The organism is Streptomyces sp. NPDC088923 (genome assembly GCF_044749745.1).
Classification (GTDB): Bacteria; Actinomycetota; Actinomycetes; order Streptomycetales; family Streptomycetaceae; genus Streptomyces.
In genome coordinates this window covers 955498-966295 of record NZ_JBIVIO010000002.1, presented here as the reverse complement: position 1 = coordinate 966295, position 10798 = coordinate 955498, and the positions used below count along the sequence as shown (strand labels likewise).

The window sequence follows — 10798 nt, the reverse complement described above, 5'->3', positions numbered from 1 at the left end:
TCGTACTCACCCTCTCGGGCTTTCCTCCGGGCGTTTTCCCTTCGGTATTTCGTGTTTCCGACTCTATCAGACTCTCTCGGGCCCGATTTCCTCGGTGCTTTCCGGTTCCCGGCCCGGCCTTTCGGCCTTTCCGTTTCCCTTTCGGCGTCTCCGACTTTATCAGAAGTTCTGAGCCGGATTTCCCGCCCTCTTACGGTTCCTCGGGCACACATTGGTGCCGGGCTCCGAAGCGGCGGTGTCCCCAAACGTACTGGAGCGGGGCACCCGGATGCAAATCCGGGTGCCCCGCTCCCTCGTACGCGCTGACGCGCGGTCAGACCTCCACGACGACCGGGAGGATCATCGGCCGGCGCCGGTAGTTGTCCGAGACCCACTTGCCGACGGTGCGGCGGATGAGCTGCTGGAGCTGGTACGTCTCCAGCACGCCGTCGCGGGCCGCGCGCCCGATGGCGTCGTCGATCTTGGGCATGACGCCCGCGAAGGCCGCGTCCTCGATGCCCGAGCCGCGCGCCTGGATGTGCGGGCCGCCCGTGATCTTGCCGGTCGTGGAGTCGACGACGAGGAAGACCGAGATGATGCCCTCGTCCCCGAGGATGCGGCGGTCCTTGAGCGAGGACTCGGTCACGTCGCCGACCGAGAGGCCGTCCACGTACACGTACCCCGCCTGGACCTTGCCGCTGATGCGGGCACGGCCGTCGATCAGGTCGACGGCGACGCCGTCCTCGGCGATGACGATGTGGTCGTGCGGGACGCCCGTGAGAGCGCCCAGTTCGGCGTTGGCGCGCAGGTGGCGCCATTCGCCGTGCACCGGCATCAGGTTCTTCGGCTTGCAGATGTTGTAGAAGTACAGCAGCTCGCCGGCCGAGGCGTGGCCCGAGACGTGCACCTTGGCGTTGCCCTTGTGCACGACGTTCGCGCCCCACCGGGTCAGGCCGTTGATCACCCGGTACACCGAGTTCTCGTTACCCGGGATCAGCGAGGAGGCCAGGACGACGGTGTCGCCCTGGACGATGCGGATCTGGTGGTCGCGGTTGGCCATGCGCGAGAGCGCGGCCATCGGCTCGCCCTGGGAGCCGGTGCAGACGAGCACCACCTCCTCGTCCGGCAGGTCGTCGAGCGCCTTGACGTCGACGATGAGCCCCGCGGGGACCTTGAGGTACCCCAGGTCGCGGGCGATGCCCATGTTGCGGACCATCGAGCGGCCGACGAAGGCGACCCGGCGGCCGTAGGCGTGCGCGGCGTCGAGCACCTGCTGGATGCGGTGCACGTGGCTCGCGAAGCTCGCCACGATGATGCGCTTGCGCGCGCCGCCGAAGACCTGTCGCAGGACGCTGGAGATGTCCCGCTCGTGCGGGGTGAAGCCGGGGACCTCGGCGTTGGTCGAGTCCGTGAGGAGGAGATCGATCCCCTCCTCGCCGAGGCGCGCGAAGGTCGTCAGGTCGGTGAGCCGGTGGTCCAGCGGAAGCTGGTCCATCTTGAAGTCACCGGTGTGCACGACCATGCCCGCCGGGGTGCGGATCGCGACCGCGAGGGCGTCCGGGATGGAGTGGTTGACCGCGATGAACTCGCAGTCGAAGGGACCGACCCGCTCGCGGTTCCCCTCGCGCACCTCCAGGGTGTACGGGCGGATGCGGTGCTCCTGGAGCTTCGCCTCGATGAGCGCGAGGGTCAGCTTGGAGCCGATCAGCGGGATGTCCGGCTTCTCGCGGAGCAGGTACGGCACCGCGCCGATGTGGTCCTCGTGACCGTGGGTGAGGACGATGCCCTCGATGTCGTTCAGCCGGTTCCGGATCGAAGTGAAGTCCGGCAGGATCAGGTCGATTCCGGGCTGCTCCTCCTCGGGGAAGAGCACTCCGCAGTCGACGATCAGCAGACGCCCGCCGAATTCGAAGACGGTCATGTTGCGGCCGATCTCACCGAGGCCGCCGAGCGGGGTGACCCGCAGGCCGCCTTCGGCGAGCTTCGGGGGCGGGCCCAGTTCAGGGTGCGGATGACTCAAAAGACTCTCCTCAACCACACACGCCACGTGCGGGGCACGTGGCGTGTGTGACGTTCGTGCTGTTGTGTGAGCAGTGCCGTGCCCGGGCCCGGTGGGTGCGGAGGACTCCGCGTCCGCCCGGGGCCGGGCGGGCTATTCGGTTATGAAGTCCGTGGTGCGAGTTCTACCCCGCCGGCGGCCAGATCGATCTTGAGCTGGGCCGTCTCCTCCTCGCTCAGCCCCACCATCGGCAGCCGGAGCGGGCCGCTCGGCCGGCCCTGGAGGGCCAGCGCGGCCTTCGTGGTCATGACACCCTGCGTGCGGAACATACCCGTGAAGACCGGCAGCAGCCGCTGGTGGATCTCCAGGGCCTTCTGCACGTCGCCCGCCAGGTGCGCGTCGAGCATCGCGCGCAGCTCCGGGGTCACGACGTGCCCGACGACCGAGACGAAACCGACCGCGCCGATCGACAGGAGCGGCAGGTTGAGCATGTCGTCGCCCGAGTACCAGGCGAGGCCGCTGCGGGCGATCGCCCAGCCCGAGCGTCCCAGGTCGCCCTTGGCGTCCTTGTTGGCCACGATGCGCGGGTGTTCGGCGAGCCTGACCAGCGTCTCGGTGGAGATCGGGACTCCGCTGCGGCCCGGGATGTCGTAGAGCATGACCGGCAGCCCGGTGGCGTCCGCGAGGGCCGTGAAGTGGTGCAGGAGCCCCTCTTGCGGGGGCTTGTTGTAGTACGGGGTCACCGCGAGCAGCCCGTGGGCGCCGACCACCTCGGCGGAGCGGGCCAGCTCGATGCTGTGGCGCGTGTCATTGGTCCCGACACCGGCGACGACGTGTGCCCTGTCCCCCACTGCCTCCAGCACCGCCCGGACGAGATCGGCTTTCTCCGCGTCGCTGGTGGTGGGCGACTCCCCGGTGGTGCCGTTGATCACCAGGCCGTCGTTGCCCGCGTCCACCAGCTGCGCGGCAAGCTGCTGCGCGCCGTCGAGGTCGAGATCGCCGTCCGCCGTGAAGGGCGTGACCATGGCGGTGAGGACCCGCCCGAAGGGGGTCTGCGGAGTGGAGGTCAAAGCCATGGGTAACACGCTACTCGGTGCTCGGCTCCGCTCCGGCCCTCGGGGCGTCGCGGCGGGTGGGACAGGGGCATCGGCTCAGAGGAACCCGGCGCCGCGCGCTCGGGGGTTCACGCGGCGCCGGGCCCGTGCGGCCAGGCTAGTTGAACCATGCGAAAAGCCGCAATCCGGACACTTTCGCTCCTGCCCGCACATGTGTGCCCGCCTCCGTCCCGAAGCCAGCCCCCCCGCTGGCGACCGGGGCGGTTCAGGGCGCCATGCGGCCGTTCTTGTTGAAGGCCGCATGGGTGAGAGGCATGAGCCCCGCCCACAGCTCCTCCATCCGCTCGCCGACCATCTCGATCTCGCGCTGCGGGAAGCTCGGCACCTTCGCCTGCTCGTGCTGCGTGCGCAGCCCGAGGAAGTGCATGAGCGAGCGCGCGTTGCACGTCGCGTACATCGAGGAGTAGAGGCCGACCGGGAGGACCGCGCGGGCGACCTCGCGGGCGATACCGGCCGCCAGCATCTCCTGGTACGACTCGTACGCCTGCCGGTACGACTCCTGCATCGAGCGCTCGGCCAGGCCGTGCTGCTCGGGGGTGCCGTCGACGAAGACGTACTTGCCGGGGCGGCCCTCCTGGACGAGCTTGCGCGCGGGACCGGGCACGTAGAAGACCGGCTGGAGCTCCCGGTAGCGGCCGGATTCCTCGTTGTAGGACCAGCCGACGCGGTGCCGCATGAACTCGCGGAAGACGAAGATCGGGGCGCTGATGAAGAACGTCATCGAGTTGTGCTCGAAGGGGCTGCCGTGGCGGTCCCGCATGAGGTAGTTGATCAGGCCCTTGGACCGCTCGGGGTCCTTCTTCAGCTCGTCCAGGGACTGCTCGCCCGCCGTGGAGACCCTCGCGGCCCACAGCACGTCCTGGTCCGAGGCGGCGTGCTTGACCAGTTCCACCGAGATCTCGCTGCGGAACGCGGGTTTGACGGTCTCGGCGGGGGTCACCTGAGAGGTCTCGGTCACCGGCGATGGTCCTTCCAGTCGCTTCGTGGGGGCGGCGACCACTCTACGGTCCGGGTACGACACTCCCCCGACCGGAGGTCTCTCATGACATTTTTCGCGGAAACTCGCCAAAACGGGCACCGCAGACGTCCCCCACGCGTCTGTACGAATAGGGCCGGTGTGTTCGGAAGCACACCGAGGCCGTAGTCTGATATGCGGGTTTTCCGACTTCTTTCCGGGCAGTCCGCACCCGTCCACGACGAGTTTCCGAGGAGAAGCGCCTTCCATGTTCCGACGGCGTGAGCCTGTTCCCTTCGCCTTCCTGGCCGAGGCGGAGAAGTACCGCAGCAACGTCGAGCCCCCGCCTCGCGAGCGGGTCGACCGGGGCCAGCTCATGGTGCGCACGCTCGTGGGGCTGACCGTGGTAGGCGGTCTGGTCGGCAGCCTGCTCTTCGGCCTGCCGGCCCTCTCCGAGCAGACCGCCCCGCAGCACACGCAGCACTCCGAGGCGTCCGATCCCCGCTGATCCGCTTCGCGTGCTCGCGTCCCCTGTGAGGGGATTCGCACGTTTGCTCGCACAGACCCCCGGAGTGGTGAACCGCCGGGGGTCTCTGTAGCCTCACCGCTCACAGCCCCCTGGCACAACTCCCTGTGCGCGCGGAATGAGTGAGGAAACAGTCGTGCCCCTGCCCTTTCTGACGGCGGACCGCACTTTCGAGGAGGGCGCCGACGACGTCGCGCTGCCGTACCACGACCGCGAGGTGTGGCGTCGCCCGTACCGCCCCGGGCCCTGGCGCGTGGCGCTCGCCGCGCTCGTCCTGCTGCTCGCCTCCTTCGTGCTCGTCGCCGCGCTCGCGATCGGTCTCGCCAAGAACACGAGCGGCGCGCTCGGTTCGGTGATCTTCGCGGCGGTGCTGATAGCCGGCGCGCTGCGCGGGCTGCGGATGGGGGCCTGGGTGAGCGCGCGCGGCGTACGCCGCACCGGTTTCCTGCGCACGCGCACGTATCCCTGGGGCCAGGTGAGCGCGGTGCGCACCGTGCAGCAGCCGGTCAGGGTCCTGGGGCTGCCGCGCAGCGTGCAGGGGCAGGCCGTCGTGCTGACGGCGCGGCGGCAGACGGTCACGGGACCGCTGCTCACGGATCACGGCGCTGACTTCCTCTCGCGCTCCGAGGGCTTCGAGCGCGCGGCGGACACGCTGGAGGCGTGGGCGGACGAGTACGTGACGGGGCAGGCGGCCGGGCGGCGCTGAGGCGCCCCGTACGACGAGAGGGGCGGACGGCACACGACGTGCCGTCCGCCCCTCTCGCGTGTCCCCCGCCGGGTCAGTCGCGGGGGGCCGGGGACGGCGCGGCGGCGCGCTCCCTGTCGCGCAGGCGCAGGGCGTGCTGCATGGCCTTGCGGGCGCGGGGGGTGTCGCGGGCGTCCTGGTAGGCGACGGCGAGGCGGAACCAGCAGCGCCAGTCGTCGGGGTGATCCTCGGTCTCGGCCTTGCGGCGCGCGAAGACGGCGTCGGCCGACGCGCGGTCGATGCGGCCCGAGGGGGTGCGCTCCAGTTCGTCGGGCGGGAGGCCGCCCTCGGCGTCGAGCGCGGCGGCGAGGGCGTTGGCGCGCGTGACGAAGCGCGTGTTCTGCCACAGGAACCAGACGCCGATGAGCGGCAGGATCAGCACCGCGACGCCGAAGAGCACGGTGACCGCGGTGCCCTGCCGGATGAGCAGGACGCCGCGGTCGCCCGCGAGGACGAAGTAGAAGACGAGGACGAGGGCGGTGACCGCGTAGGTCAGCTTGGCGCGCATCGGGTTCCGCTCAGCTCAGGTCGAGGAAGTGTTCCAGGCCGAAGGTGAGCCCTGGGGTTTTCACGACGCGGCGTACGCCGAGCAGGATGCCCGGCATGAAGCTGCTGTGGTGCAGCGAGTCGTGCCGGAGGGTGAGGGTCTCGCCCTCGGCGCCGAGCAGGACCTCCTGGTGGGCGAGGAGTCCGCGCAGTCGTACGGAGTGCACCGGCACGCCGTCCACCGAGGCGCCGCGGGCGCCGTCGAGCGCCGTCCGCGTCGCGTCGGGCATGGCGGCGCTGCCCGCCGCCTCGCGGGCCTCGGCGATGAGCTGCGCGGTGCGCGCGGCGGTGCCCGAGGGCGCGTCGGCCTTCCTCGGGTGGTGCAGCTCGATGACCTCGACGGACTCGAAGTACGGCGCGGCCACCTGCGCGAACTTCATGGTGAGGACGGCGCCGAGGGAGAAGTTCGGGGCGATGAGGACGCCCGTGCCGGGGGACGCCGCGAGCCGCTCGCGCACCTCGGTGAGGCGCTCCTCGGTCCAGCCCGTGGTGCCGACGACGGCGTGGATGCCGTGATCGAGACAGAAGGCGAGGTTGTCCATGACGGCGTCGGGGCGGGTCAGCTCGACGGTGACCTGGGCGCCGGCGTCGGTGAGCGCCGTGAGCGGGTCCTCACGGCCGATCGCGGCGACGAGTTCGAGGTCGTCGGCGGCCTCGACGGCGCGGACGGCCTCGGAGCCGATCCGGCCCCGGGCGCCGATGACGGCGACGCGCAGCTTGCTCATGTGGTGTCTTCCTCCGGGTGCGTACGGGGGCCGGGGCGGGCGGGTCGGGCGGATGGATCGGCGGGCGTCGTACGCGACGTCGCGTGGGGACGGCGCGACGTCGCGTACGACGCCCGGTGCCGCGCGACGTCGCGTCGCGTCGGGTCGACGGCGCGACGTCGCGCGGCGGTGGGGCCGGTGCGCGACGTCGCCCGGTTTCCGGTGCCACGTCGCGCGTCGCTCAGGCGACGGCCTCGTGCAGGCGCGCCGTCTGGCGCTCCTTGAGCGGTCCGATCACCGACAGCGAGGGGCGCTGACCGAGGATGTCACGTGCGACGGCGCGGACCTCGTCGGGGGTGACGGCGGCGATCTTCGCGAGCATGTCGTCCACGGAGAGCTGCTCGCCCCAGCACAGTTCGCTCTTGCCGATGCGGTTCATGAGCGCGCCGGTGTCCTCCAGGCCGAGGACGGTGGAGCCGGCGAGCTGGCCGACGGCGCGGCGGATCTCGTCGTCCTCCAGGCCGTGCGCGGCGACGGTCTCCAGTTCGTCGCGGCAGATCTTCAGGACGTCGTCGACCTGGCTGGGCCTGCATCCCGCGTAGACGCCGAAGAGGCCGCAGTCGGCGAAGGAGGACGTGTACGAGTAGACGCTGTACGCGAGGCCGCGCTTCTCGCGGACTTCCTGGAACAGGCGCGAGGACATGCCGCCGCCGAGGGCCGTGTTGAGGACCCCGAGGGCCCAGCGGCGCTCGTCGGTACGGGCGATGCCGGGCATGCCGAGCACGACGTGGGCCTGCTCGGTGCGACGGTTCTGGACCTCGACGCGGCCGGCGGCCTTGATGAGCCGCGTGCCCTCGCGGGGCGCGAGCGGGACCGCGTCGGTGCGGGCGAGGGCGCCCGCGCGGTCGAAGGCGGCGCGTACCTGCCGTACGACCTTCGCGTGGTCGACGTTGCCCGCGGCGGCGACGACGAGGTGCGTGGGGTCGTAGTGGCGCTTGTAGAAGCGGGCGATCTGGTCGCGGCCGAGCGCGTTGATCGTGTCCACGGTGCCGAGGACGGGGCGGCCGAGGGGGGTGTCGCCGAGCATGGTGTGCGCGAAGAGGTCGTGCACGACGTCGCCCGGATCGTCCTCGGTCATCGCGATCTCTTCGAGGATGACGCCGCGCTCGGCGTCGATGTCGGCGGCGTCCAGGGTCGAGCCCGTGAGCATGTCGCAGACGACGTCGATGGCGAGCGGGAGGTCGGTGTCGAGGACCCGCGCGTAGTAGCAGGTGTACTCCTTCGCCGTGAACGCGTTCATCTCGCCGCCGACCGCGTCGAGCGCGGCGGAGATGTCGAGCGCCGTGCGGCGCTTCGTGCCCTTGAAGAGGAGGTGTTCGAGGTAGTGCGTCGCGCCGTTGAGCGTCGGGGTCTCGTCGCGGGAGCCGACGGACGCCCAGATGCCGAAGGTGGCGGAGCGGACCGAGGGCAGGGTCTCGGTGACGACGCGGAGACCGCCGGGGAGCGTGGTGCGGCGGACGGTGCCGACGCCGTCCTTGCCGGGCAGGAGAGTCTGGGTGCGGGCCTTGGCGGCGCGCCGCGCGGCTTCCGCGGTGGGCTGCGTGGTTTCGGTGGTACGGGCGACGGCCCGCCCCTTGGTGGAGGGGCGGGCCGTCGTACGCGGACTGCGTGACGTCACTTGTCCGTGTCGTCCTTCTTCTCGTCGCCGTCCTCGCCCTCGATGACCGGGATGAGGGAGAGCTTGCCGCGCGAGTCGATCTCGGCGATCTCGACCTGGACCTTCTGGCCCACACCGAGGACGTCCTCGACGTTCTCCACGCGCTTGCCGCCGGCGAGCTTGCGGATCTGCGAGATGTGCAGCAGGCCGTCCTTGCCGGGGAGCAGCGAGACGAACGCGCCGAAGGTCGTGGTCTTGACGACCGTGCCCAGGTAGCGCTCGCCGACCTCCGGCATCGTCGGGTTGGCGATGCTGTTGATCGTGGTGCGGGCGGCCTCGGCGGCCGGGCCGTCGGCGGCACCGATGTAGATGGTGCCGTCGTCCTCGATCGTGATCTCGGCGCCGGTGTCCTCCTGGATCTGGTTGATCATCTTGCCCTTCGGGCCGATGACCTCGCCGATCTTGTCCACGGGGATCTTGACGGTGATGATCCGCGGGGCGTTGGGGGACATCTCGTCCGGGGTGTCGATCGCTTCCATCATCACGTCGAGGATGTGGAGGCGGGCGTCCCGGGCCTGCTTCAGCGCGGCGGCCAGGACCGAGGCGGGGATGCCGTCGAGCTTGGTGTCGAGCTGGAGCGCGGTGACGAACTCCTTCGTACCGGCGACCTTGAAGTCCATGTCGCCGAAGGCGTCCTCGGCACCGAGGATGTCGGTGAGCGTGACGTAGTGCGTCTCGCCGCCGTGCGTCTCGGAGATGAGGCCCATGGCGATACCGGCGACGGGGGCCTTGAGGGGCACACCGGCGTTCAGGAGCGACATGGTCGAGGCGCAGACGGAGCCCATCGACGTGGAGCCGTTGGAGCCGAGCGCCTCGGAGACCTGGCGGATCGCGTAGGGGAACTCCTCGCGCGTCGGCAGGACGGGCACGAGGGCGCGCTCGGCGAGGGCGCCGTGGCCGATCTCGCGGCGCTTGGGGGAGCCGACGCGGCCGGTCTCGCCGGTGGAGTACGGCGGGAAGTTGTAGTTGTGCATGTAGCGCTTGCGGGTCACCGGGGAGAGGGTGTCCAGCTGCTGCTCCATGCGCAGCATGTTGAGCGTCGTGACGCCGAGGATCTGCGTCTCGCCACGCTCGAAGAGCGCCGAGCCGTGGACCCGCGGGATCGCCTCGACCTCGGCGGCCAGGGTGCGGATGTCGGTGACGCCGCGGCCGTCGATGCGCTTCTTGTCCTTGATCACGCGCTCGCGGACCACGGCCTTGGTGAGGGCGCGGTAGGCGGCGGAGATCTCCTTCTCGCGGCCCTCGAACTGCGGGAGCAGCTTCTCGGCGGCGAGGCCCTTGACGCGGTCGAGCTCGGCCTCGCGCTCCTGCTTGCCCGCGATGGTGAGCGCCTGGGCCAGCTCGCCGCGCACGGCGGCGGTGAGCGCCTCGTACACGTCGTCCTGGAAGTCCAGGAAGATCGGGAACTCGCCGGTCGGCTTCGCGGCCTTCGCGGCGAGGTCGGCCTGGGCCTTGCAGAGCACCTTGATGAAGGGCTTCGCGGCCTCCAGACCAGCGGCGACGACCTCCTCGGTGGGGGCGGTGGCGCCGCCCGCGACGAGCTGGATCGTCTTCTCGGTGGCCTCGGCCTCGACCATCATGATCGCGACGTCGCCGTCCTCCAGGACGCGACCGGCGACGACCATGTCGAAGACGGCGTCCTCAAGCTCGGTGTGCGTCGGGAAGGCGACCCACTGGCCCTTGATGAGGGCGACGCGGGTGCCGCCGATGGGGCCGGAGAAGGGCAGGCCCGCGAGCTGCGTGGAGCAGGAGGCGGCGTTGATCGCGACCACGTCGTAGAGGTGGTCGGGGTTGAGCGCCATGATCGTCTCGACGACCTGGATCTCGTTGCGCAGGCCCTTCTTGAAGGAGGGGCGCAGCGGGCGGTCGATCAGGCGGCAGGTGAGGATCGCGTCCTCGGAGGGGCGGCCCTCCCGGCGGAAGAAGGAGCCGGGGATCTTGCCGGCCGCGTACATCCGCTCCTCGACGTCCACCGTGAGGGGGAAGAAGTCGAGCTGGTCCTTGGGGTTCTTGGACGCGGTCGTGGCCGAGAGGACCATCGTGTCGTCGTCCAGGTACGCGACGGCGGACCCTGCGGCCTGCTTGGCGAGGCGGCCCGTCTCGAAGCGGATGGTGCGGGTGCCGAAGGAACCGTTGTCAATGACGGCTTCGGCGTAGTGGGTCTCGTTCTCCACCAGGGGTTTCTCCGTTTACGTCTCGTCTTCGCGCGGCCTCGCCCGTGTGGCGGGTCGCGGTGGTGCGGGTCCCTCCGGGGAGGGGCGCGCGGGTGGTGCGGGTCCCTCCGGGGAGGGGCGCACGGGTGGTGCGGGTGGTGCGGTGCGAGGTCGCGTCCGGGTGGGGCGCGGGGCTCGCGGGGGTGCGGGGCCCCTCCGGGGAGGGGGCGGCGCGGGGTGCGGCCCGTGGCGGGTCGCGGGGTGCGGCCCGTGGCGGGTCGCGGGGTGCGGCCCGTGGCGGGTCGCGGGGTGCGGCCCGGGGGGCGCGGGGTGCGGTCCGCCCTTGGCGGGTCGCGGTG

At 70.9% G+C, this 10798-nt stretch carries 9 protein-coding genes; 2 read left to right on the top strand and 7 right to left on the bottom strand.

What is annotated here, in order from left to right; translation table 11 throughout:
* Positions 1–313: 313 nt before the first annotated feature.
* The 3 genes from ACIP4O_RS15400 to thyX form a co-directional block, all read right to left on the bottom strand.
* The gene (locus ACIP4O_RS15400) at positions 314–1999 is read right to left on the bottom strand and encodes a ribonuclease J (protein WP_164288363.1); all 1686 of its coding nucleotides are present in this window, start codon (positions 1997–1999) and stop codon (positions 314–316) included.
* Between the two features lie 140 nt (positions 2000–2139).
* Positions 2140–3054 carry a 4-hydroxy-tetrahydrodipicolinate synthase gene (dapA, locus tag ACIP4O_RS15395; RefSeq protein ID WP_401574920.1) on the bottom strand — a complete coding sequence of 305 codons (915 nt, stop codon included), beginning with the start codon at positions 3052–3054 and terminating at the stop codon, positions 2140–2142.
* A 244-nt stretch (positions 3055–3298) separates the two neighbouring features.
* On the bottom strand, positions 3299–4051 hold the full coding sequence (thyX, locus tag ACIP4O_RS15390; protein ID WP_401574919.1) for an FAD-dependent thymidylate synthase: 753 nt from the start codon (positions 4049–4051) through the stop codon (positions 3299–3301).
* Positions 4052–4316: 265 nt separating this feature from the next.
* Between thyX and ACIP4O_RS15385 the strand changes: the two genes are divergently transcribed.
* Together ACIP4O_RS15385 and ACIP4O_RS15380 are read left to right on the top strand one after the other, a co-directional pair.
* Positions 4317–4556, top strand: a complete 240-nt coding sequence (locus ACIP4O_RS15385) for a hypothetical protein (RefSeq protein WP_401574918.1) — start codon at positions 4317–4319, stop codon at positions 4554–4556.
* A 154-nt stretch (positions 4557–4710) separates the two neighbouring features.
* Positions 4711–5280 (top strand): hypothetical protein, encoded by a 570-nt coding sequence (locus ACIP4O_RS15380; protein ID WP_401574917.1) that lies wholly within the window; start codon positions 4711–4713, stop codon positions 5278–5280.
* Positions 5281–5353: 73 nt separating this feature from the next.
* Here ACIP4O_RS15380 and ACIP4O_RS15375 read toward each other — a convergent pair whose 3' ends face one another.
* The 4 genes from ACIP4O_RS15375 to ACIP4O_RS15360 all read right to left on the bottom strand — a co-directional run bounded on the left by ACIP4O_RS15375 (position 5354) and on the right by ACIP4O_RS15360 (position 10460).
* The gene (locus ACIP4O_RS15375) at positions 5354–5827 is read right to left on the bottom strand and encodes a hypothetical protein (RefSeq protein WP_361330451.1); all 474 of its coding nucleotides are present in this window, start codon (positions 5825–5827) and stop codon (positions 5354–5356) included.
* A 10-nt stretch (positions 5828–5837) separates the two neighbouring features.
* Complete coding sequence (gene dapB, locus ACIP4O_RS15370; RefSeq protein ID WP_401574916.1) at positions 5838–6590, bottom strand: 4-hydroxy-tetrahydrodipicolinate reductase; 753 nt, start codon at positions 6588–6590, stop codon at positions 5838–5840.
* Positions 6591–6810: 220 nt separating this feature from the next.
* Positions 6811–8247 (bottom strand): M16 family metallopeptidase, encoded by a 1437-nt coding sequence (locus ACIP4O_RS15365; RefSeq protein WP_401574914.1) that lies wholly within the window; start codon positions 8245–8247, stop codon positions 6811–6813.
* Entirely contained in the window at positions 8244–10460 is a 2217-nt protein-coding gene (locus ACIP4O_RS15360) for a polyribonucleotide nucleotidyltransferase (RefSeq protein ID WP_361330443.1), read from the bottom strand. Before ACIP4O_RS15360 ends, ACIP4O_RS15365 begins: the two co-directional genes overlap by 4 nt.
* Positions 10461–10798 lie beyond the last annotated feature (338 nt).